Genomic DNA, 24,175 nt, shown 5'->3' on the forward strand with positions numbered 1-24,175 from the left:
AGCGATTAACGGTCTTGGTAGTGCCTTTCATTCCAACCGCCACCCAGCGCCTGATAAAGAAGCACGCTGTCGGTCAGGCGTTGAGCACGCGCCTGGACGAGGGCGCCTTGCGTGCCCAGCCAGGCGGCTTGCAGGTTCAGCGTCGCCGCATCGCTGACCTGGCCGAGCCGGGCCTGCGCCTGCGCGATATCGAGGGCGCGTCGCGCTGCCGCATCGGCCTGCGCCGCCGCGCGCAGCGCTTGCGCATCCGCCGACACGCCTTGCACCACGTCCGCGACATTCTGCATCGCGGACAGCACGGTCGAGCGATATTGCGCCTTGGCCTGATCCAACGTCGCCTCCGCCGCGCGCTGGCGCTTGAGAAGCGTGCCGCCCTCGAAGATCGGTTGGAGCAATCCGCCGGTCAGTGACCAGAAGGGGTTGCCGTTACGGAACAGCGTCGACAGCCCGGTCGAGGTGCCCCCTGCGGTGCCGGTGATCGAGAAACTGGGCAGGCGCGCGGCGATGGCGACGCCGACCTGTGCCGAGGCATAATGGAGATTGGCCTCCGCCGCGCGGATATCGGGGCGCTGCGCGACGAGTTCGGAGGGGAGTGAGACGGGCAGTTCGGCGGGTAGATGCAACGCGTCGAGATCGGGTGCGGCGAAATGCTCGGCCGGATAGCGACCGGTTAGCACCGCCAGGAAATCACGCGCCTGCGCCTGTTGCTTGGCCAGGGCGGGCAGCGCCGCCTCGGCCTGCGACAGCGCCAACTGCGCCGCCGCCACGTCCGCGCCGCTCGCCGCGCCCAACCGAAGCTGGGCCTGCACAATGGTCAGGTAACGACGGTCGGCCTCGATCACCTGTCCGGTCATCGCGATCTGACGATCCAGACTGGCCAGCGTGATTGTGGTGTTCGCGACATTGGTAGTGACGGTCAGATAGGCCGCCTCGGTCTGGAAACGCTGAGCCTCGGCCTGCGCCTTCGCGCCCTCCACTCCGCGCCTTATGCCACCGAACAGGTCGGGGGTATAGCTAGCGGTCGCGCCCAGCGTGTAGAGCGTGAAGATGTCCGAATTGTCGTTCAACGGCGATTGCAGGACGTTCGCGTTCTTCTGCCGCTCGACCTGCCCGTTCGCCGAGACGCTGGGGAACAGGGTGCCGCGCTGCGCCAGATAGGTCTGGCGCGCCGCGCGGAGGGCTGCCTTGGCGCTCTCGACATCCGGGTTATGGGCTAGCGCATCGGCCTCCAGCGCATCGAGCGCGCGGGAGCCGAACTGCGTCCACCAACGATCGGAGACGACCCCGCCCCAGCGGAAACGCTGCGCCTTGCCGCCAGCAACGGGTGTGGCTTCGGTCTGCGCCGGGAGCGTGGCGGGCGTATAGCCGCTGGCGTTCGGGGCGAGGGGGGTGTGGAAGTCGGGCCCCACCGCGCAGCCACCCAGGACCAGCGCGAGCATCGACCAGGACAAGCGGCGCATCAGTTCGCCTCCTCCGCTTCTTCATCTGCAAGGACGGGCCGGGGCCGTCCGGCGGGCGAGAACATTTCGATCAGCACCGGCAGCACCAGCAGGATCAGCGCGGGCGCGAGCAGGATACCGCCCACCACCACCAGGGCCAGCGGTCGTTGCACCTGCGCGCCGATCGCGGTCGACATGGCGGCAGGCAACAGGCCGAGACAGGCCGCAAGACAGGTCATCAGCACCGGCCGCAGCCGCGTCTCCGCCGCCTGAACCAGCGCCTGGCTCCGTTCGATCCCGCGTTCGACCAGTTCGTGGAAATAGGAGAGCACGATCACCCCTTCCATCGCCGCGATACCGAACAGCGCGATGAAGCCGATCGCCGCCGACACGCTGAACGGCGTGCCCGTCAGCGCCAGCGCGAAGATGCCGCCGATCACCGTCATCGGCAGGACGCTCGACACCAGCAACGTCTCGGTGATCGAGGAGAAGTGGAGGAACAGTAGCAGTCCGATCAGGACCAGCGTGATCGGCACGATCACCTCCAGCCGGTCGAGCGCGGCCTGGAGATCGCCGAATTCGCCCACCCATTCCAGATGCTGGCCGTCGCCCAGCGTCACATGGGTCGCGACCGCCTTTTGCGCGTCGGCCACCGCGCCGCCCAGATCGCGACCGCGCACGCTGAACTTGATCGGGATATAGCGGGTCTGCTGCTCGCGATAGATGAAGGACGGGCCGGAGATCAGCCGGACGGTGGCGACATCGCTCAAAGGCACCTGCGTCGTACCGCCCACCGCATTGCCGACACCGATCGGGATCGCGCGCAGATCGTCCAGCGTCGCACGCTGCGCGGTGTTCAGGCGGACCATGATCGGGAAGTTCCGGTCGCTGCCCTTCTCATAGAGATTGCCCGCCGCCTGGCCGCCGATCGCCGCCTGGACGACCGCGTTTACGTCGCCCGGCGCCAGGCCGTAGCGCGCCGCCTTTTCGCGATCGACGTCGATCTTGACCGTCGGCTGGCCCAGCGAGTTGAAGATCGACAGGTCGGTGATGCCCGGCGCCTTGGCCATCGCCGCCTTCACCGCCTCGGCAGTGCGCTGCAGGCTTTCCAGGTCGTTGCCGTAGAGCTTGACGGAGTTCTCGCCCTTCACGCCCGAAGCCGCTTCCTCGACATTGTCCTCAATATATTGCGAGAAGTTGAAGTCGACCCCGGCAAAGCTGGCCGCGAGCTTGCGGTTCATGTCGTCGGTCAGCTTTTCCTTGGTCATGCCGCTCGGCCATTCGCTGCGCGGCTTCAGGGGCACGAAGAATTCGGTGTTGAAGAAGCCGGTCGCATCCGTGCCGTCATCGGGGCGGCCATGCTGCGAGATGACGGTCGCGACTTCCGGGTAGCTCGCCAGGATGCGCCGCATATGGTTCACATATTCGTCGCCCGCCGCCAGCGAGACCGATTGCGGCATGGTCGCGCGGATCCAAAGATTGCCTTCCTCCAGATGCGGCAGGAACTCCAGGCCCAGGCCATGCGCGGCGACGATCGCCAGCAGGAAGAGCGCGCCCGCGATGGTCAGCGTCACCGCCCGCGCCCTCAGCGCCAGATGTAGCAGCGGATGATAGACCGAGTGGAGCCACCGCACGATCGCGGTCTCCCGCTCCTCCAGGTCCAGCCCGAGCAGGATCGCCGACAAGGCGGGCGACACGGTAAAGGTCGCGACCAGCCCGCCCGCGATCGCATAGGCATAGGTCCGTGCCATCGGCCCGAAGATGTGCCCCTCGATCCCGGTCAGGGTGAACAACGGCAGGAAGGACATGATGATGATCGCCGCCGAGAAGAAGATGGCGCGGTTCACCTCGCCGCTCGCCTCCGCGATGACGGCGATCTTGCGCGCCATCAGCTTGTCCTTGCGCAGTTTGACGTTGGGCGCCTCGGACAAATGGCGGAAGATATTCTCGACCATGATGACGGTCGCATCGACGATCAGGCCAAAGTCGATCGCGCCGACCGAGAGCAAATTGGCGGACTCGCCCCGCGCGACCAGGATCATGACCGCCGTGAACAGCGCGAAGGGGATGGTCGCCGCGACCACGATCGCGCTGCGCAGATTGCCGAGAAACACCCATTGGATCAGGAAGATCAGGATCACCCCGAACAGCAGATTATGCATGACGGTGTGGGTGGTCAGGTCGATCAACTGGCTGCGATCATAGATGCGCTCGATGTGCACACCGGGCGGCAGGATGTTGGAGGCGTTGATCTTCTGCACCTCCGCCTCGACGGCGGCGATGGTGGGCGAGCTTTTTTCGCCACGATGCATCAGGACGATGCCTTCGACGATGTCGTTATCCTGATCCTGCCCCGCAATGCCCAGGCGGGGCAGATGGCCAACCTCGATCTTGGCCACGTCGCGCACGAAGACGGGGGCGCCGTTGACGGTCTTCAGGAACGTGTTGCGGATCTGGTCGGGCGACTGGATCAGGCCGACGCCGCGCACGATCGCCGCCTTCGGTCCCAGGTCGATGGTCTGCCCGCCGACATTGATGTTGGCGTTGTTCAGCGCCTGGAGCACCTGGGCGAGCGTCAGGCCGTTTGCCATCAACGCCTGCTTGTCGACCGCCACGTCATAGGTCTTGGTCTTGCCACCCCAGCCCGACACGTCGATGACGCCCGGCACCGCCTTGAACCGGCGCTCCAGCATCCAGTCCTCGATGGTCTTCAGGTCCGTGACGGAATAGCCGGGCGGCCCGACGACGCGGTAGCGATAGATCTCGCCGATCGGGCTTTCGGGCGACAGCTGCGGCTGGACGCCGCCGGGCAAAGGCGGCAGCTGGCTCAGCTTGTTGATGACCCGCTGCTCGGCCTCTTCATAGGTAAAGTCGTAGGTGAACTGCACCTTCACGTCGGACAGGCCGAAGAGTGATATGGTGCGCACCGTCTTCACATGCGGGATGCCCGCCAGCTGGATCTCGATCGGGATGGTGATGTTGCGCTCGATCTCCTCGGCCGACTGACCCGGATATTGGGTGATGATGTCGACCAGAGGCGGGACGGGATCGGGATAGGCCTCGATATTCAGGCGGCTGAAGGCGAAGGTCCCTGCGCCCAGCATGACGACGAAGAACAGGAGGACCAGCCAGCGGCGCTTCAGCGCGAAGTTGACGACGGCGCCCATGGGATCAGTCTCCGCCGTTCGCGCGGTCGATGAACACCGAGCCTTCGGTGACGACCGCTTCGCCCGGCGCGAGCCCTTGCGTCACCGTCACCGCGTCGCCCGTGCTGGTGCCGGTGCGGATCGCGCGCAGCGACAGGCTGTGTCGTTCGCGATGCGCGACCCAGACATGCGCGTCGTCGCCTTCGTACAGGACCGCCATCGCCGGGATCTCGACCGCCTGCACGGCCGCGCCGTCCGACAACCGCGCGGTCGCGAACATGTTGGGGCGCAGCGCACCGTCCGGGTTGGCGATCTGCGCACGCACCACGATGCGGCGCGTGTTCGGATCGACGACCGGCGCAATGTAATAGACCCGCGCATCGAAAGTCCGGCCCGGAAAGGCCGGGACGGTGACGGACAGAAGGGCTCCGCGCCTCAGTTTGCCCGCATCCGCCTCGCGCACATTGGCGACCAGCCAGACATCGCTCAGGTCGCTGATCGTAAACAGCGGCGTGCTGGCGCCAGAGGCGGCGCTTTCGACATATTGGCCGATCCCGGCGTTCCGCGCGGTAACGGTGCCGTCGATCGGGCTGCGAACGATCGCCTCGTCCCGGCCATGACCGGCCGTGCCGCCCAGCCCCAGCACCTGCAACCGGCCGCGCGCTGCCGACAGCTGGGCCTCGCTGCTCGCCAGCGTGCTGCGCGCGCTCGCCAGGTCGGCCTGTGCCTGCTGCACGTCGCGTTGCGCGGCACCCTGCACCGCGAGCAACGCCTGCTGGCGCGCGGCATTGGCCTCGGCGGTGGTCAGCGCCTTTCGGGCGGCGGCGGCGGCGGCCTCCGCCGTGGCGATATCGCTGCGCCCCTGCACCAGTTCCGAAGCGGCGATGGCATAGATGGGCTGGCCGGGCCGGACCACATCGCCAGGCTTCACGAAGATGCGCGAAATCCGGCCCGTGAAGGGCGAGAAGAGCTGCGTCGTGCGATCATCGTCGGTCGCGATCTGTCCATCGGTCAGCAGCGCGGGCGCGTATTGGTCGCCACCCGCCTTCGTGAAGCGCAGGTTCGCCCATTGCTGATCGGTAGGCCGGAACTCGCCGGGGGGCAGCGTGTCCTTTCGAGCGGGCGCCGCATCGTTCGATGACGAACAGGCGCCCAGCAGCAAAGCCAAGCCGACAGGGGCAAGTGCGGTCCAGAACCGTCGGTCGCGGGGAATGCAGGTCATGCGCGGGGCGTAGGGGCAGGCTTGGTTTACCGGCAATCGCCCAACCATATGGCTCGGCTATACTTTGGTATATGCCAATCCGGCTCGACGGAGAGCGGCTCCGAGTCGATAAGAAACGCCATGCTCCGCAAGGACCCTCTACAGGCCAATGCTCGTGCCCTCCACTGGATCACCGGAGCGGCTGTCGCGCTTCTGATCCTCGCCATCTTCGTGGTCGATGTCCTGACCGACCGGCTGATCGCGGTCGCGGTGCTCTATGTCGTACCGGTGCTGCTGTCGCTCCGGGCGTTTCCGCGCGCGCAGGTGACGGCGCTGGCGGCAGGATGCGTGGTCCTGACCATGCTGGGCACGCCGCTGACCCGGTTCGGCATGACCGAAGCGGGGGTCGTCAATCTGGCCATCAGCATCGTCGCGATCGTCACCACCGGCTATCTGGGCCTGCGCACCCTGTCGCACGAGGCCGCCTCGCATGAGGCGCGCGAGCATATGCGCCGCTTGTCGCGGATCGGAAATCTGGGCGAACTCGCCTCCTCGATCGCGCATGAGGTGAACCAGCCGCTGGCCGCCATCGCGGGCAGCGCGGGCGCGTGTCGGCGCTGGCTGGAGGCAACACCGCCGGACCTGAGCAAGGCCAAGGAGTCGCTCGACCGGATAAGCCGCGACGCTGCGCGCGCCGGGGACGTGGTGGCCGGCGTGCGCCGTCTGGCCAGCCGGAAGGCGGCGACGCCCGAATGGACCGACATGGGCGAGCTGGTCGAACAATGCGTCGCCATCGCCCGCGCCGAACTCGATCGCCAGCAGATCCGGCTCGACCTCGACCTGCCGCCCGAAGGCCCGCTGGTCTGGGGCGACAGGGTGCAGATCCAGCAAATCGTCCTCAACCTGCTGATCAACGCGATCGAAAGCCTGGGCGAGAACGGAGCCGCCGAACGGCGCATCCTTGTCATGGTGGCCCGGAATGACAGCATGATCGTTCTGAGCGTCGCGGACACCGGCCCCGGCCTGTCGCGCGACGCGGCCGGCCATTTGTGGGAGCCGTTCTGGACCAGCAAGGACGGCGGCGTCGGCCTAGGCCTGACCATCAGCCGGACCATTGCCGAGGCGCATGGCGGCGCGCTGGAATGCCGTCCGCGTGGCGGCGCGGGTGCGGTGTTTGAACTGCGCCTGCCTATGGCGCAGGAGGACACGCATGGTTGATGCCGCGCATGAGGGACCGCTCGTCCGGATCGTCGACGATCAATTTTCGGTGCGCGAGGCGGTGGCCGACTTGCTCGCCTCGGTCGGGCTTGCGACGCGCGGTTACGCCTCGGTCGCCGATTTCCACGAGCGGGACGAACCGGCGCGTCCCGGTTGCCTGATCCTCGACGTGCGTATGCCGGGCAGCAGCGGCTTCGACCTGTTCGCCACCATGGAGGCCGAGGGTAACGGCCTGCCGGTCGTCTTCGTCACGGGACATGGCGACATAGCCATGGCGGTCCGCGCAATGAAGGCGGGCGCTGTCGACTTCATCGCCAAACCATTCAACGACCAGCATCTGATCGACGCGGTCAATGCCGCGATCCGTGAGGACGGCGTGCGACGCCGGGCGGCCCGCGCCGCCGCCGACGCGGCCCGTCGCCTGTCTAGCCTGAGCGAGGGCGAGTATGAAGTCCTGCGCCTGACCGTCGAGGGCCTGCGCATCAAGCAGATCGCTGACCGACTGACCATCAGCGAGATCACCGTCAAGACGCGGCGCGCCCGGATGATGCAGAAGCTTGGCATCACCTCCCTGCTTGAACTCCTGCAAATTCATACGTTGGGATCAACCAGATGTGGAGGAGCGCGCGGGGGGGAGTTTAACCTCTAAAAGTCCGACCCATGATTCGAGTTTGGCGATACGTCGGGTCATGCGCCTGACGGAAGCAATGAGGAGCCATGCTTCAGAGGAGGCGATGGTTGCCTCCCAGCCCTTGGCGAGGCGACGGCGTCGACTGAGCCATGCGATGGTGCGCTCGGCCAGCCATCGGCGGGGCAGGGCGACAAAGCGGTGGGTGTCGGAACGGTTGACGATCTCAATGGCGAGGCGGTCGACGGCGTCTGCCAGCTTCTGTCCGGCATAGCCGCCATCGGCAAAGAAACGGGACAGTGACGGATAGGCGCCCCGGCAGCGTTCGATGAGGTCTGGCGCGCCATCGCGATCCTGGATGCCAGCATGACGCACCAGTCCGTCGAGCAGGCTGCCGGCCGTGTCGGTCGCGATGTGGCGCTTGCGCCCTTTGACCTTCTTGCTCGCGTCATAGCCGCGAGGTGGTTTTCACCGACTGACTATCGATGATACCTGTGGTCGGTTCGGTTTCACGGCCTTCGGCGACACGTACCCCGGCCGCAGATCCCGTGCGCGGTGCAGGTGCGGACGGCCGACCTTCGTCGTTCGGGTCAGAAAGGGGACGATAACTGCCGATCCCCGTCGGTGTAGTCGCTTGCGGACCGCAGACCTCTTCCGTCATGTCTCCGGCGAGCGGTTTCGGTCCAGCCCCTGTGATCCTCGTGGTCTTCGCAAACCGCGGTGACTCACAACTGGCCGAGATCGCTCTACTCAATATTCGGTCGGGCTCTTAGGCCAATGTGGCAGCGACGAGCCGACCGATGCCAGCGAACGCCCTGTCGAACTGCTTCTCAGTCGGTTTGCCTCCACGCGTATAGACCGCGATGACGATCGGCTTGTCGGCTGTGGGCCAAGCAACTGCGATGTCACCGGCCATGTCGCGCCCGTTGCGGCCGGTCTTGTTACCGATCCGCCAGCGTTTGGGCAGGCCACCGTGCAGTCGAGGATTGGTCTGATTTCCGACCAGCCAGCGCGTCAACAACGCCTTCTACCGATCGGATAGCACGTGGCCAAGAACCACCTTTTGCAGGGTGGCGGCCATCGCTGCCGGCGTTGTCGAGTCATCCGGCCCGCCAGATGGCACACGATCGAGCGCCGGTTCGTAGTGATTGATCCGCGTCGCCACGTCTCCGATCGAACGCAGGTACGCGGTCAGTGCGGTCGGACCAGGTACTTGGCCATCAGCAGGTTGGCGCACACGCCAGCGCGGGGATGCCCAAGGCCATAGTGCACCTCGTCAGCTTCATCCTCGAATACCTCCACTTCTGATAATGCGAACAGGATGGGGGGCAGATCAGGGGCGACGCGGTGCTTGCAGTCGCTTCAGCGCATCGGCAGCGTAACTGTTGGTTGGATCGAGTGCCAGCGAGCGGCGGAACAGGTCGATGGCCTGTTTCGGATTACCCTCCGCAACAGCGATATCCGCCAATCCGTCATGGCTATAGGCGGATTTGGGATAGACCGTCAGGTTGAAGCGGAAGATCGCCTTGGCTTCCGCATAGCGATGCGCCTCATACAAATCGTATCCCAGCCCCACCAGCGCGTCGTCGCTGAAGTCGAGCTTCGCGGCCGATCGTTTCAGTTCCCCGTATCGGGCGATGGCGCCGGCCACGCCGTCGCGGTCGATCCGGTCCCACATTATCTCGCGAAGTTGCGCGACCGGCAGCGTCACGGGCTGACCGAAGGCGATGGCGGCCATCGCGTTGCCAACCTTGCCTGCCGAGGCGCGGTCGCTGTTGCTCAGCACAATCGCGGTGAGATCATCGGCGGGGAAACGGATGATGTACGTCGAGAAGCCGTTGTCGCTGCCCGAATGATCCATCTCGTGTCGACCGAACCGCTCGGCGATCCGCCATCCGAAGCCATAGTTTCCCTTGCTAGGCGTGAACATCGCGTCGAGCGACGCCTGGCTGACCAGCTTGCCGGGCACGAGCGCGCGGTCCCACAGCAGCAGGTCGCCGATTGTCGAATACAGCCCGCCTGCGGAATAGCCGACCGTACGACTGATGATCGGCGCGTTGATGAAGGTGGTGCCGAGTGAATAATAGCCCGACGCACGACGCGGGATCAGCGCACGCGTGTCGTCGTCGCCGCTGTGCGTCATGCCGAGCGGCACGAAGATGCGTTGTTTCACATACGCCGCCCAGCCCATGCCCGACGCGCTCTCGACGATGAGGCCGAGCAGATGATAACCGGAGTTGGAATAGTCGTACTTCTCGCCCGGCGTAAACTTGAGCGGCAGATCACGGAACAGCGCGACCAGCTCGGCCGGCTTGTAGTCGCGCCGCGACAGCACCTCGTCCCATTCGGGCAGGCTAGAGAAGTTGGGGATGCCAGACGTGTGGTTCAGCAACTGGCGGATCGTTATCGGTATCCACGCGGCGGGGCAGTTGCTCAGATGGCGGCAGATCGGATCATCGATCTTGAGCTTGCCCTGTTCCTGAAGCTGCATCACCGCCAATGCGGTAAACTGCTTGGTGACAGACGCGAGGCGGAACACGGTGTCGAGGCCATTCGGCACTCCGAGCTCGTAATTCGCCATGCCGTAGCTGCGTGCAAACACCGGCTTTCCGCCCCGTGCCAGCAGCACGGTTCCGGAGAACTGCTCGTTACGCGTCGCGGCGCGGAGATAGTCGTCGAGCGCCGCATCGAGCGCCTGTCCGGTCGGGGCAGTCACGGATGGCGTCGGGTTTGCCTGCACCTGCGCTGCGGCAGGAGAGGCGTTGCCGGCCAGCGCCAGCGCCAGCGCACCCCACGCCACGGTTGCGAGGACTCGTCGCCGGCGCCCCGTCCGCCTTCGTTCAGTCATCGTCAGTGTTCCCCCGGTTCCGCAGTTAAGCGAGCACCACGACCGCGTGTATTGTCATGGTAATACGCTGCGGAGCAGGTAAGACAAGAGCCCGCATATTCCGCGGAGCACGATTATCAGGCAATGCCTATCTCCGAATTAGATCGTTTTTGGACAGCTAACGGCCGCCCGGCCTGCGCCGATGCTGGCTGCACGGCTCCCGCTCCGGATATGAATGAACGTCTGAAGTTGGGAAGCGACAAAGATGGCGCGGATAACCGAATGTGGGTCTCCTCGGCGGTAGGGTAGGGCGGCTTTCGTCATGTTTCGGACAGCGGTGGTTATTCGTGACGTGGAATTACAACGAGACGTCGACCATCAACCCGCCGGCTTGTAGCGCGGCGTAACCGAATTCACGCCACGCAATCCTGCCCCCTTCTAATTAAGACGATAGGTGCTGAGCCAGTATCAGCCCACCGATCACGATCAAGACGAAGCCACCGAGGATCCCAGCATATCGCCCGAGGTAAGGCCCGATATGCTTACCCAACATGACGCCGATGGTAGCCATCAGCGTGGTCGTGCCGCCAATAACCATGCAGGCAGCCCAGATGTTGACGTCCATTAAGGCCAGGGTCACACCGACGGCCGCCGCATCGACACTCGTCGCGATCGCCGTTGCAGCAAGCCGCAGCATGCTGGGCTTAGTCTTGCTGTCGATTTGGTGTGCATCGCCTTCACTCGTCCAGGCTTCCCGGATCGTATAGGCACCAACGGCAAACAGCAGCGTGAACGCGACCCAATGGTCGTAATCGGCAATCCAGTCATTCAACGCAAAGCCAAGCAGCCAGCCAAGTGCAGGCGTCAGAGCCTCGAAAAAGCCGAACACAATGCCGACTTTAACAGCATCACGAAGGCGGGCTCGCCCTTCGGTCGCCCCTTTGCCCAACGCCGCCGCGAAGGCATCGACAGACAGGCTTGCGCCCAAAGCGCCAAGGGTCAGAATTCCGGGCATCACGTCATTACTCAGGGCCAGCAAACCAAACGATGCATGCACCCGTGGCCACAAAGCGGAGTGCTGCATCATTGGTCTCGCCGGGCAGGACGAACCTGCTGCTACCGCCACGAGCCGATGGCTCAAGGATGTTGACGGCAACCCCGCTACTGCGGGTAGCTACTCCCCAAGGATGACGGCCCAATATATGGCGACACGCATTGGCTCCATACGATAAATGCGATCAATTCGATCCGATTAATCGAGAGCAAGTGCTGGGCACGGTACCGAAGGCTCGATCTTAACGTTCTTCGTATGGAAAACCGTCCCCCGGACTCTCATGCCCACAGCAGAATAGGAGCGCTGGAGCGCCGCTGCCTTTTTCGCGATTGCTCGTCACATCTTCCAGGCGCAGGACGGTGATCATCGCCTTCGGGTGGAGGCCGATTGTCACGTGGTCGCTGGTCGAACAGCTTGACGGCCGCCTATAATATCGTCTGCGGCTCGCCATCAAATCGGGCTCGTTTACACATGTGCTCGATATGCCCAAGGGTTACCGTAAGCCGCTCTAACGTTCTGATAAGGGTCTGTTTCCCATGGGTTTAGGCTAAAAAGAGGCTTGATAAGCCGCGCTGGCCACCCCCTTATCACAAGGTCCGGCAGCGCGGAGGCTGCCGGGGATCTTTTCAAAATTCCGACCAATCCTCCGAGAGTGCTGCGCTGCCTCCTGAGACAAGACGCATTGCAGGTTTCGGGGCCAGCCGAGCCGTTGAGTCAATAGCTTGGTTCGCACGGATCCCTGACGTGTCAATCCGGAAGCGAGCGACATGCCCCGCCAGCTCGTCCGCCTTGTCCGTCAGCTCACGAGCCGCAGCAGTCGTTTCTTCAACCATAGCCGCGTTGCGCTGGGTAACGCCGTCCATTTCCTCGACTGCGACATTGACCTGACCCAAGCCACTAGCCTGCTGCTCCGCCGAGTTGGCCAGGCTATTGATCAGTGTCGTGATCTCTTGGACTCGAACGATGATCTGATCGAGGGAGCGCCCTGTCTGCGCCACCAGTTCAACGCCGGCCCCGATCTGCTCATTGCTGGCGACGATCCGCGACTTCACGTCTTTGGCCGCATCTGCCGAGCGCTGCGCCAGCGCCCGAACTTCGGAGGCGACGACAGCGAAGCCCTTGCCCGCGTCACCGGCACGCGCCGCCTCGACTCCGGCGTTCAGCGCCAACAGATTGGTCTGGAACGCGATGCCATCGATCACGCTAATTATTTCCGAGATCTCATGGCTGGACCGCTCGATACCGCTCATCGCTGCGACTGCATCGCGGACGACCTGCCCACCATTTTGCGCAGCGCTGCTGGCGTCTGCTGCCACCGTATCGGCACGTTTCGCGTCAGATGCCGAACGCCCCACCATGTCCGTGATCTGCTGCATTGAAGCAGCCGTCTCTTCCAAGCTAGCGGCCTGCTGCTCAGTACGTTGGGACAAGTCCTCGGACGCGGAGCGAATCTCTCCCGAAGCCGCACGAAGGCCTTCGGAAACACCGCTCACCGCGATCATCGCCTGTTCAACCTGAGCCATGGCGTTGTTGAAGTCGGTGGCCAGCGACGCAAAGGGCTCATCAAGTGTGACATGGATCCGAGCGGTCAAATCACCGGCCGCCAATGACTGCATGCCCGCGCCGATCGTGGTGACGATCAGTGCCGCTTGCTCTTCTTTCTGACGGTCGGCCTGTGCAAGTTGGTCACGCAATGCCGCGGCCGCACGCATCATCTCCCCCACCTCGTCTCGAGCATCGTTCGCAGGGATGGCAACGGTGCGCTCCCCTGCCGCCAGCTTGCCAAGCATGCCGCTCATGGCGCCCACAGGACGTGCGACAAGGCGAACCAACAGGATCAGCATGGCGATGGTCAGCAGAGCAACCGCCAACACCGTCCCGATCATGATGCGGTGACTGGTGACGTAATTAGCCTCTGCCTCTTCAACCAGCGCGTCGATAGCGCGGGACTGTTTGAGACGCAGCGTGTCAGCCGCCTTGTTGACGGTCACGAAATAGGGTCGCGCGATCCGGAAAAGCTCTATCGCCTTTGGCGACCCTGACGCGGCCGCCTGTAATGTTTCATTGGCGTGGGACTGATACTCATTCCAATCGCGGACGAAGGTATCGAGCGCGGTTCGTGTTTCGTCGTCAGCCAGACGTGGACGAAGCCAGCGCGACCGCTCCGCTATCTGGTCCCGCAGCTCGTCCAACCGCCGTTGCGCAACGGCACGATCTTCACGCGTAACAGATAAGAGATGCTGGCCGACGGTGGCGCGATACGTCGCTGTACTAGCGTTGATGACAGCGATCGCCTCGAACTGGGACCGCTGTTCACCACCCAGATTGACCGCAACGTCGCGCATATCGCCCAAGCGAACGACGGCGAGTGCCGCTAGCCCCATGAGCGCGATCAGCAGAATGGAAAAGCACGCGATGAGCTTTCCGGAGATGCGGAGATTTTGCACGGAGGCAGTCCCTTCGATCCGTTGGCGCCCCCCAGCGCAGGGCGCGCCAACTGCCTGCCCCGAGTTAACGTTATGCTATTGATCAGAGTTAATATGGATTAATGATGGTAGTGCGGTGGCAGTGCGCTTCGTTTGGAGAGTACGCCAACTGCGAGACACGCTAGCAGCACCATCACCAGCGTAAGCGGCGCAGATTTGAACCCAGTCCCAGAACGCGGTGCCGCTTGCTGATCTTGCCCGCGAGTCCGGCCTGCGGACGCTATTACTCAAGTTAGACGCATGCCGGAGGTTGGTCGAATTTGGCAGACATCATGGCAGGAACCCCCCAAGAGCGCTCCCATCGCTAAGCCGGGCCTTTGCTGCTGCAAAGATCCGCATGACTGAATGTCGGACGTCGGAAAGTGGGCAGGGGCGTTGAATGACCGATATTGGGTCTTACGCGTCGTGACTGGCCGCCGACCGCTGCGGGATACTCCGGGGCGAATTTTCGCGTTACAGGTCGTTCCCTACGCCATGTTCAAATGCGCGGTCGCCGTTGGGATGAGGTCGCTGGCAAAGCTCTCTCCTCTCGAGGCGGACTTTACATCGGCATGGTCCCATTCGAGGGAAGCATGTCAGCCCGCACGGGAATTGGGCGAACTTTTATGCCCCGCTTTGCCTCTACGGATCAGTCTCGGGTGCAATTCTGTCTCGAACCTCCCCTTTTTGCTGGGGCCGGTTGCAAAAGCATATGCATGTCAAAAACTTCATCAAGACAGCAGCGACGCACGATCAGTGACGTTTCATCGGACGGCCAATTGGCACCAAGCTGTAATGGCGGAATAAGACGGTAAATCGCTCTTGTGTATCCGATGGGCAATCTACGTCCAAAAATGTCCAAAATGATAACAACAGAATGCTTAGCGAGGAGTTTGTGTGGCTTTCCTGCACGATGTGGCTCGTAATTTGATCTATGTATCAAATGTCATTTGTGTGGAGCTGTCACGTTGCTGAAATATTCCCGGGTCGCTTGACGCCAATATGACCAGATGCCGAACCGCTTGGGGGCGGTGGCACACAAGGGGGTAACGTGATGAAACAAGGATGTTTCTCGCGCAGGGTTCTGCGCGGGGGTGTGGCTTTGCAGGCCCTGGCGATGGTCGGTGCCGGCATCGGTGCGGTCGCACTGGCCACGCCAGCGATGGCGCAGGACTATACCACAGGCGCGATCTCGGGCACGGTCGTCGATACCGCCAACAAGCCGGTGGCAGGTGTGACCGTAACTCTGCGCTCCAAGGCGCAGAATCAGGTGCGTACCTTCGTGTCGTCGGCCACTGGCCGCTTCTCGGCCGTGGGGCTTGTCCCGGGTCTGTACGACGTGACGACCGAAGGCGCCAATTACGCGACCCATACGGACACGATAACGGTTGCCGCCGCGCAGGAAAACCGGGTCACCTTGACCGTCGTCGCCAAGGATGCGCCCGCCAATGAGGTGGTCGTCACCGGCCAGCGTGTCCGCGAGGATTTCACCAAGACCACGACGGGCATCAACCTCGATGTGGTTGCGACCGCCGCGCAATTGCCGATCGGTCGATCGGTAACGGCGTTGGCGCTGCTGGCGCCGGGCGCCGTCGCGGGTGCCCCCGGCTTTGGCAACGTGGCGTCGCTCGGCGGATCGTCGGTGGCAGAGAACGCCTATTACATCAATGGCCTGAACATCACCAACCCGGACACCTATGTCGGATCCGCGCGGGTGCCGTTCGACTTCTATCAGACGGTCGACGTGCAGACGGCGGGTTATGCCGCCGAGTTCGGTCGCGCGACGGGTGGCGTCATCAACGCCACGACCAAGTCGGGCACGAACACCCCGATGATGGCGATCCACGGCAATTTTGATGAGACGGGGCTGCAATCCAGCAATCCGAACATTGGTGCAGCCACCAACCCGTCGACCATCGGTCGACTGGCGCATACCGCCACCCAGGCCCTGAGCATCGAAGCCGGTGGTCCGATCATCAAGGACCATATCTTCCTATACGGTCTGTATCAGGCCAATGATATCGTAGGTAAGAGCGCCTCGCCGCTTTCCAATTACTATCAGCGCACGATCAGCACGGATCCCTTCTACGGCGGCAAGCTGGACGTCTACGTCAATCCGACCCAGCATCTGGAATTCACGCTGTTCGATACGCGCCAGACGACGCGCACCGACAGCTATACCTTCACGCCCAATTCCAGTTTCACCGGCGGCACACCGGGCAAATATACCGGCAGTCAGAATTACAAGCAGGGCGGCCTTAACTGGGTCGGGCGGTACACGGGCAGCATCACCGACTTCTTCCAGATTTCGGGCGCCTATGGCATCAGCCGTGACTCGAGCAACACGTTGCCGCTGGACACTGCATCCTATTATGTGATCGATCGCCGCACCGCGACGACGGGTGGTCTGCCGCAGGTGATCTCGGCACAGCCCTATAGTGGCAATTCGATCAACAACACGCAGCGCAAATTCTATCGGATCGATGGCGACCTTCGGTTCGAGGCACTGGGGCGCCATCATATCCGCTTCGGTCTGGACAATGAGGACGTCAGCGAAACCAAAATTTCGACGCTGAATGGCGGTCTTCCGATCATCTATGACTATCGCAACACCGGCGCACGGCTGACCTATGAACGTCTGGGCGGGTTCGTCTCCGGCCAGGACCGCGCCTATTATGTGCAGGATTCGTGGGAACCGGCGCGGGGCCTGACGATCAACCTGGGCGTGCGCGACGACGAGTTCCAGCAGTATAACCTGTCGGGACAGCGCTATTTGTCTTTGAAGGACAATATCGCGGCACGCGCCGGGTTCAGCTGGACGCCCGGCGGCGACTCCCGCTTCCGCTTCAACGGCAGCTATGGCCGCTACTTCATCCCGCCGGCGATGAACCTGGGTTTCCGCGGTCGCGACCTCTATTTCCGGGAATATTTCGCCTATCCGACCGGCTTCACGGCGGCCAATTTCCCGGTCAATCCGAATACCGGCCTGCCTCTGGCCAATTTCGGTCCTGCGCTGACCAACCTGGCGGGAGCGGGCTATGGTTCGGCCTGTCCGACGGATATTTCGGCCGCGCCGGGCAATCCGATCAACGGGGCGGCAACCTGCCTGATCTATGGTGCGGGCATTCAGGATCCGGCGGCGGCGAAGCTGGCCGTCGGAGCCAAGCCGACCTATGAGGACGAGTTCGTCCTGGGGGCGCATTTCCGGGTGACCGAGCTATTCTCCGTCGGCCTGACGGGGACGTATCGCAATCTGGGCCGCGTGTCCGAGGATACCGATTTCGCGCCTTTCCTCGCCAATTATTATTGCAACGGCGGCGCGAACGCGTCGGCCACGCAGTGCGATTTCTATCAGAACAACAGCACCTATTATATCTGGAACCCCGGTCGCTCGTCGCAAACCGTCCGCGACTGGGTCGACCCGACCAAGTCGGTGACGTTGACGGGTCTCGCCTTCCCCAAGCCCAAGCGTCAATATGAGGCCCTGGTCTTCGACTGGAAGCGGGCGGATGACGGCGTCTGGGCGCTGCAAGGCTCGATCACCGTGTCGCGCTCCTACGGTAATTACGAGGGCACGGTGAAGTCCGACGCGGGCAACGGCACCCAGTCCGACGCGGGGTCGACGCAGGATTACGATTATCTCGGTCTGACCGACTATTCGACGGGCCTGCTACCCAATGACCGGACGTTCGTGTTGAAGACGTTCGGCAGCTATCACGTCACCGACAATCTGTTGTTCGGTACCAATGTGCTGGTCCAGTCGCCGACGCGGCTGAGCTGCCTGGGTTATCATCCGACCGATCCCAATGCGGCCGGGTATAATGCCTCGAGCTTCTATTGCGCCTATGGAGCGCTCAACTCGAACGGCAATTATACGATGACGCAGCCGTCGCCGCGCGGCACGGGTCTGCGGACGCAGTGGGTCAAGCAGATCGATCTGTCGTTCCGCTATCGGTTGCCGGAAGCGTGGGGCTTCAAGAACTTCGTTCTGCGGGCCGATGCCTTCAACGTCTTCAATTCGCAGCCGATCACGCAGCGTTACGTGCAGCATGAAAACGCCAAGTCGGGTTCGGAATTTACCCCCGATCCGCTCTATGGCACGCCTTACGGCTATCTGAACCCGCGCTCGGTGCGGCTGGGCTTCGACATTCTCTTCTGATCGAACGGTGCCGTCGAGAAAGGGGGGCGGGGGCGTTTGCCTTCGCCCCCTCATTTTTCTGGGTCGGTGTCGAAGCGCGGCTGCCTGGGCTGGATCTCTTGGCGGATCATGGCGGCATAGAATGCCCTGATCGGCGGCTCGGTGTTCATTCGGGCATCTAACGGATCGGATATGACGATGAACCGATCCGGCTCCGACGCCTGCTTTACGACGACGGGTTTGACCTTCATCCAAACAGTCATGTGTCTGTAAAAATTGGCGTTCACCCACGCCTCTTCTATAATGCGCGAAGCAGGGATGGGGGTGATCGGATGAAATGGGTTATGGCAGCCCCGCTGCTTCTTGCCGCGATGCCGGCGCTCGGGCGTGAGGCGCCTGCCGATCTGGTCGATCCCTTCGTCGGTACGCTGGCCGACTTCGGACAGCTGACACCGGCGGCCGTGGCGCCGTTCGGGATGGTGCAGCTTGGTCCGGATACCGATCCTGCCAATCATGCGGGCTATGACTTTGCGGCCGACAGGCTGCGGGGATTTTCCTTCACGCGTGGCGTGGGTGTTGGTTGTGGCGGCGGCGGTGGCGACCTGCTGGTCTCGCTTCGTCCGGCGGACGCCAACGGATCGGCCCTCATGGACAAGCATAGCGAGCATGCGGCGGCTGGCTATTACCGCGTGCGTTATGACGATGGGCTGACGGCGGAGGCGACCGCGACCCGTGGCGCGGGCTTGCTCCGTTTTTCGGTAGCGCGAGCAGGGGCGGTCGTGCTGCGGATCGACGCGCAGCATAGCTATGCCAAGCGTGCCTCGGCAGCGTGGCGAAGGGTGAACAGCGACGATCTTCGCGCCGAGATGGTGGCGGGTACCGTTTGCGACAAAGGTCTTTATCGGCTCTATTCGTCGAGCCGTGTGACGTTGAACGGCCGACCGCTTCACCATGCCCTGACGGTGACGGACGGTGTCGCGTCGCTGACCCTGACCGTGCGACGGGGCGACGTCATCGAACTGGCGACCGGCTTGTCAAGCGTGGACGAGAATGGGGCGACCCGCGTTCGGGAACGGGAACTGGGGCACCGCACCTTCCAGACGATCGCGGCCGGAACGCGGGCGGCGTGGAACGCGGTTCTGGGCAGGGTGATGCCGGAGGGGCCGCGGGCCGAGCGTGCGCTGTTCTACACGTCGCTGTTCCGGGTGTTCCAGACGCCGGTGGCGATCGACGATCCGGACCGGCGTCACCGCGAGAATGACGGGAGCATCGCCCGGTCTCCCCTGGGGCAGACCCGCTATGCCAGCTGGTCGCTGTGGGACAATTACCGGACACAATTGCCGCTGCTCGCCCTGCTGCAACCCGAACGCAGCCAGGATATCGCCCGCTCGCTGGCCGACCTCTACATGCGCGGCAAGGCGCAATGGGCGACGATGAACGAGCCGTTCCTGACGGTTCGCACAGAACATGCCGGGATCGCGCTGCTGGACATGCGGCGAAAAGGCATTACCGGCTTCGACGCCAAGGCCGCGTTGAAGGGCATGGTGGTCGACAGCGCGACGCTGCAACGCGACACGCCCGACCAGCAGATCGAGGCCGCCTATGACGACTGGGCGACCGCGCAACTGGCGCACGATCTGGGTGACGAGACGACGGCCCGCCGTTTCTCTGCGCAAGCCTATGGCTATCGTCCGATGTGGCGATCGGTCTTCCAGGCGCCGGGAGCGGATGGGGATATCGTCAAGGCGCGCGGCCTTTATCAGGGAACTTTGTGGCAATATCGCTGGGCGCCGGTCTTCGATCTCGACTGGATGGTCGCGACGGTCGGCAAGGCGGAGTGGCTGGCGCAACTGCGCCGTTTCTTCGATGACGGCCTGTTCAACATGACCAACGAGCCGGATATACAGGTGCCCTGGCTGTTCGCGGCGGCGGGGCAGCCTCAGGCGACTGCCGATCTGGTCCACACTATACTGACGCAGCCGATGGCGCATCCCTATACAAACGCGGGCAAGCTGGCCCGGCCTTTCGTCGGGCGCAGCTTCGCGCTGGCGCCGCAGGGCTTTGCCGATGGGATGGACGATGACGCGGGGGCGATGACCGCCTGGTATGTCTTCGCCTCGCTGGGGCTTTACCCGTTGGTGCCAGGGGAGCCATGGTATGCGGTCACGGTGCCTTCCTTCACGCGAACGACCGTCGATCTGGGGCAGGGGCGGCGGATGACGGTGCGGCGGGTCGGTCCCCGCGATGGCGCGATCGTGCGGGCGGACTGGAACGGGCGGGTGCTAGCCGACTGGCGGGTGGAGCATCACGCGCTGCTCGAGGGCGGCGTTTTGACCGTCACGACACGGCCTCGCTAATCGAGGTTGGTGCATAAGGCGTTAAAATTTCACAAATCTGTCGTGATTGCTTGGCATCGGAGCGACAAATTAATCCGAAACGGGGGAAATCATGACCATTGCCAAAGCCGCGCTGCTGCGCGCGACCGCCCTGACCGCAGCCCTTGTCACCGCGCCGCAACTGGCCAGCGCCCAGACGGCGAACGAGGCGGCGACGGACGCCACGCAGGCGGATACGGGAACGCAGGCGGCGACCGGGGAAGAGGTGATCGTCACCGGATCGGCCCGGCGGCAGCGGCGCTTCGACGTGTCCTATGCGGTGAACTCGCTGGGGCAGGATGACGTGAAGCGGCTCGCCCCGCTGAATTTCGCCGATCTGCTCGGCAAGCTGCCCGGCATCCAGGTCGAGGCGACCGGCGGTGAGGTGCAGAATGTTACTCGCGTACGCGGCATTCCGACGGATGACGGCTATGCCGTGTTTCAGCAGGACGGCCTTCCGCTCTTCCATGACATCAACGGCAACTTCTTTCGCGGTGACAGCCTCAACCGCTATGACCTGATGACCGAAAGGGTCGAGGTGGTGCGCGGTGGCCCGGCGCCGATCTTTGCGAGCCAGGCGGCGGCGATCGTGAACTCGATCACTGCGACCGGCACCGACACGACGCGCGGCAAGGTGCAGGCGACGGTGGGAACCACCGACCTCTATCGCCTGGACGCGATGCAGGCGGGGCCGCTGGGCGAGCGGACCTATTATGCGGTCGGCGGCTATCTGCGCCGCGACGGCGGCCAGCGCGACAATGGCTTCCCCAATGATCGCGGCGGCCAGATTCGGGCCAACATCAAGCGTGACCTAGACAATGGATCGCTGAAGATCAGCGTCAACTATCTGAACGATCACAACACCTTCTACCTGCCGATCCCGGTCGCCGATCCGCGCAACCCCTCGGTGTCGCTCAACCCCTATATCAATTACTTCCATGGCACGCTGAACTCGCCCGCCTTTCGCGGCGTGACGCTGAAGTATCGGGACTCCGCCGGGGTCGTGCGTAGCGAAACGCGCGATCTGGCCGATGGCCGTCACATGGAATATGGCAATATCGGCCTGCAATATGATGCAGAGTTCGGCGGCTGGCAGTTCTCCGCCAAGACCGGCTACACCCAGGGTAAGCTCAGCTTCGACGCCCTCTATTCGACCTCCAACCCGGTCGATGCCAACAGCTTTGCCAATGGATTCCTGAGCGCCGCCAACGCCGCGTTCGGCCCCGTCGCGCGGCTTGGCTATGCGCTGTCGGGCACCAACGGCGCGACCGCCTATGACCCTTATGCCGCCTCGGGTCTCGTCGTGCAGGGCCAGTATCGCGGCGTCGATTCCCGCTTCTATTCGGGGCAGGGCGATATTAGCGTCACCCGCAAGTTCGAGACGGGCTTCGGCACCCACGACCTGCGGCTGGGTGGCTATGCCTCGGCCTATGGGTTGACCAACAAGGCGATCTATCAGGATTATCTGATGGAAGTTCGTGGCCAGCCCCGGACGCTGGACCTTGTCGCCTATTCGGCGACCGGCGCCGTGCTGGGTTCCGTCACTGACAAGGGCGTGCTGCGTTACGGGACGACGCTTAACCAGGGCGATGTCGATTCCACCGTCTATGCCGTTTATGCCAATGACACCTGGGAAGTGACGCCCGGCCTGCGCATTGACGGCGGCATTCGCCACGAATGGTACAATATCAGCGGCTATGGCCTGACCTCGACTTCGGTCAATCTGGGCGATCCGACGACACTGGCCGACAACAATGTCCGCAGCTTCGACGGCGGACGCCAGACCCGCAAGGACAGCCCGGTCGCGACCAACTGGACGGTCGGCATCAACTATGATGTCAGCACCCATTTCGGTGGCTATCTGCGCGCCTCGCATCTGGAGGTGCCGCCCCAGTCGGCCAGCTATTACAATATCAATCCCGTGCTGGTGAAGACGCAGGCCGATCAGTATGAGGCGGGGCTGAAGGCGTCCTTCGGTCGCAACTATCTCTACATGACCGGCTTCTACACCAAGTTCGATCCGTTCAACGCCTCGTTCGTGGCGTTCAACCCGACGACGGGCCGCAACGACCAGGCGGTGCCCTTTATCGGCCAAGCCGAGGTGAAGGGCGTCGAGGTCGACGGCACGCTGGCCCCGGCACGCTGGTTCTTCGTCTCCGGCTCGTTCACCTATCAGGAGCCGAAGTACAAGAACCTGCAGAACAGCTCGGGCGCCGACCCGTCGGCGGTGAATGGCAAGCAGATCATCCGCGAACCCAAGATATTCGGCAATATCCGCCCGACCTTCGCCTTCGATGCCGGAAGCGACCAGGTGGAAGTCTATGGCCGCTACGAGTTCGTCGGACGCCGTTATGTCGACCTGTTCAACAATACCGGCCTGCCAGCCTATAACACCTTCGGGCTGGGCGCGACGCTGACCCATGGCGGGTTCCAGTTCCAGGTCGTCGGCGACAATATCTTCAACAACAAGGGGCTGACCGAGGGCAACCCGCGGACCGACCAGCTCGACGGCCAGACCTCGCGCGATGCGATCTATGGTCGTCCGATCTTCGGACGCAGCGTCCGCTTCGTCGTCAGCAAGGCCTGGTGAGGCGCATGGGACGGATGATGGCGGCGGCGCTGGCGATCTCCATCGGCCTGCCGCTGCCCGCCATCGCCGAGACGCCGGTGCGCGACCGCCAATTGGCGGCGATGGCGGAGCGGTTGTTTCCGGCGCTGCACGGGCCTTTGGCGGGCGACACGCGTGATCGTCGCGTCGCGATCTGCGCCGGGGCGCCCGCCTGTGTCGTCGCGGCGGCGATCCTGCGCGACGAGGAGCGGGAGGCTTTGGCCGCGCGCTCCCCGGATCGCGGCGATGACGTGCGGCGGCAGGTCGATGGGCTGAACGAGATATTGCGGGTCTACGGGGTCGGCAAATTGCCGCGCTATCCGTTGATCGACGGCTCCGACGCGCCCTTCGGCAGCGAGGATTTCGCCGCAAAGGTCGCCGACGCGGTCGTCATGGCCGGGGCGCAGCGCGCCGATCCGGCCGTGGGTGGCGACCTCAGCCTGTCGCTCGCGCTGGCGCTGCTCGACGCGAACGACAAGAACGCGGCCGTCGCCTTCGAGCCGCTGGACCAGCGATACAACGCCGCCGCATTCCGGCGCGCCCGGATCTTGGACTGGGGCCGCTATCGCTATACCGCGATCCTGGTCCTCGGGGTCGGGCCGGATGACCTGGAGACTCCGCTCAGCGCCAAAGCAAAGGTGAACGTCCGTGTCGCGACCGAGCAATATGCCAAGGGCCTGGCACCGTTTCTGATCGTCAGCGGCGGCGCGGTGCATCCGCGCGACACCCCGCATGTCGAGGCGCTGGAGATGCGACGCGCGCTGATCGAACGCTATGGCATTCCGGCCGAGGCGATCGTGATCGATCCCTATGCCCGGCACACGACGACCAATTTGCGCAACGCCACGCGCCGGTTGATCGCGATGGGCGCGCCCCTCGATCGGGATATGCTGGTCGTCAGCAACGCGCCGCATATCGACTCGATCGCCAGCCCCGGCTTCGTCGAGCGCAACCGCCGCGAGCTGGGCTATCAGCCTGCCACCGCCGATGGCCGGGTCACCTCCACGGCCATTGCGATGCGACCGTCGCGGGATTCGCTGCGGATCGATCCGGCCGACCCGCTCGATCCCTGAGCG

At 63.7% G+C, this 24,175-nt stretch carries 13 protein-coding genes, 2 pseudogenes and 1 riboswitch; of the genes and pseudogenes, 6 read left to right on the top strand and 9 right to left on the bottom strand.

Annotation, left to right across the window (positions count from 1 at the left end):
- Positions 1-5: 5 nt before the first annotated feature.
- From KV697_RS01550 to KV697_RS01560, 3 genes are read right to left on the bottom strand one after another with little or no spacing between them, the layout of a single operon-like run.
- Positions 6-1,460, bottom strand: coding sequence for an efflux transporter outer membrane subunit (locus KV697_RS01550; protein ID WP_219019814.1), 1,455 nt, complete (start codon positions 1,458-1,460; stop codon positions 6-8).
- The gene (locus KV697_RS01555; protein ID WP_219019815.1) at positions 1,460-4,606 is read right to left on the bottom strand and encodes an efflux RND transporter permease subunit; all 3,147 of its coding nucleotides are present in this window, start codon (positions 4,604-4,606) and stop codon (positions 1,460-1,462) included. The genes KV697_RS01550 and KV697_RS01555 overlap by 1 nt, the downstream gene beginning before the upstream one ends.
- Before the next feature lie 4 nt (positions 4,607-4,610).
- A complete protein-coding gene (locus tag KV697_RS01560; RefSeq protein ID WP_219019816.1) occupies positions 4,611-5,807 on the bottom strand; it encodes an efflux RND transporter periplasmic adaptor subunit in 1,197 nt (398 codons plus the stop codon).
- 120 nt (positions 5,808-5,927) lie between these two features.
- Between KV697_RS01560 and KV697_RS01565 the strand changes: the two genes are divergently transcribed.
- Together KV697_RS01565 and KV697_RS01570 are read left to right on the top strand one after the other, a co-directional pair.
- Positions 5,928-7,004, top strand: coding sequence for a sensor histidine kinase (locus tag KV697_RS01565; RefSeq protein ID WP_219019817.1), 1,077 nt, complete (start codon positions 5,928-5,930; stop codon positions 7,002-7,004).
- A complete protein-coding gene (locus KV697_RS01570; protein ID WP_219019818.1) occupies positions 6,997-7,653 on the top strand; it encodes a response regulator transcription factor in 657 nt (218 codons plus the stop codon). The genes KV697_RS01565 and KV697_RS01570 overlap by 8 nt, the downstream gene beginning before the upstream one ends.
- On the opposite strand, the pseudogene KV697_RS01575 reads toward KV697_RS01570, so the two are convergent.
- The 5 genes and pseudogenes from KV697_RS01575 to KV697_RS01600 all read right to left on the bottom strand — a co-directional run bounded on the left by KV697_RS01575 (position 7,609) and on the right by KV697_RS01600 (position 13,960).
- A pseudogene (locus KV697_RS01575) lies at positions 7,609-8,279 on the bottom strand (transposase). The gene KV697_RS01570 and the pseudogene KV697_RS01575 overlap by 45 nt on opposite strands.
- A gap of 122 nt (positions 8,280-8,401) precedes the next feature.
- A pseudogene (locus KV697_RS20295) lies at positions 8,402-8,869 on the bottom strand (serine hydrolase).
- A 96-nt stretch (positions 8,870-8,965) separates the two neighbouring features.
- Positions 8,966-10,432: a serine hydrolase domain-containing protein gene (locus tag KV697_RS01590; protein ID WP_219019821.1), complete on the bottom strand. Its 1,467-nt coding sequence runs from the start codon at positions 10,430-10,432 to the stop codon at positions 8,966-8,968.
- A 469-nt stretch (positions 10,433-10,901) separates the two neighbouring features.
- Positions 10,902-11,516 (bottom strand): manganese efflux pump MntP, encoded by a 615-nt coding sequence (locus tag KV697_RS01595; protein WP_445190557.1) that lies wholly within the window; start codon positions 11,514-11,516, stop codon positions 10,902-10,904.
- Positions 11,481-11,654: riboswitch (yybP-ykoY riboswitch) on the bottom strand. (Overlaps the previous gene by 36 nt.)
- Positions 11,655-12,139: 485 nt before the next feature.
- Positions 12,140-13,960: a methyl-accepting chemotaxis protein gene (locus KV697_RS01600; RefSeq protein ID WP_219019822.1), complete on the bottom strand. Its 1,821-nt coding sequence runs from the start codon at positions 13,958-13,960 to the stop codon at positions 12,140-12,142.
- 1,114 nt (positions 13,961-15,074) lie between these two features.
- Between KV697_RS01600 and KV697_RS01605 the strand changes: the two genes are divergently transcribed.
- Positions 15,075-18,137 (top strand): TonB-dependent receptor, encoded by a 3,063-nt coding sequence (locus tag KV697_RS01605; RefSeq protein ID WP_219019823.1) that lies wholly within the window; start codon positions 15,075-15,077, stop codon positions 18,135-18,137.
- A 50-nt stretch (positions 18,138-18,187) separates the two neighbouring features.
- On the opposite strand, the gene KV697_RS01610 is transcribed toward KV697_RS01605, so the two are convergent.
- Positions 18,188-18,367: a hypothetical protein gene (locus tag KV697_RS01610; protein WP_219019824.1), complete on the bottom strand. Its 180-nt coding sequence runs from the start codon at positions 18,365-18,367 to the stop codon at positions 18,188-18,190.
- Between the two features lie 93 nt (positions 18,368-18,460).
- Between KV697_RS01610 and KV697_RS01615 the strand changes: the two genes are divergently transcribed.
- From KV697_RS01615 to KV697_RS01625, 3 genes are all read left to right on the top strand, one after another.
- The gene (locus tag KV697_RS01615; protein WP_219019825.1) at positions 18,461-20,473 is read left to right on the top strand and encodes a glycoside hydrolase domain-containing protein; all 2,013 of its coding nucleotides are present in this window, start codon (positions 18,461-18,463) and stop codon (positions 20,471-20,473) included.
- 91 nt (positions 20,474-20,564) lie between these two features.
- Positions 20,565-23,081, top strand: a complete 2,517-nt coding sequence (locus tag KV697_RS01620) for a TonB-dependent receptor (RefSeq protein ID WP_219019826.1) — start codon at positions 20,565-20,567, stop codon at positions 23,079-23,081.
- Positions 23,082-23,086: 5 nt separating this feature from the next.
- Positions 23,087-24,172, top strand: a complete 1,086-nt coding sequence (locus KV697_RS01625) for a YdcF family protein (protein WP_257575528.1) — start codon at positions 23,087-23,089, stop codon at positions 24,170-24,172.
- The last annotated feature ends 3 nt before the right edge of the window (positions 24,173-24,175 follow it).

This window comes from Sphingomonas sanguinis (assembly GCF_019297835.1).
In the GTDB taxonomy this organism is placed as follows: Bacteria; Pseudomonadota; Alphaproteobacteria; order Sphingomonadales; family Sphingomonadaceae; genus Sphingomonas; species Sphingomonas sanguinis_D.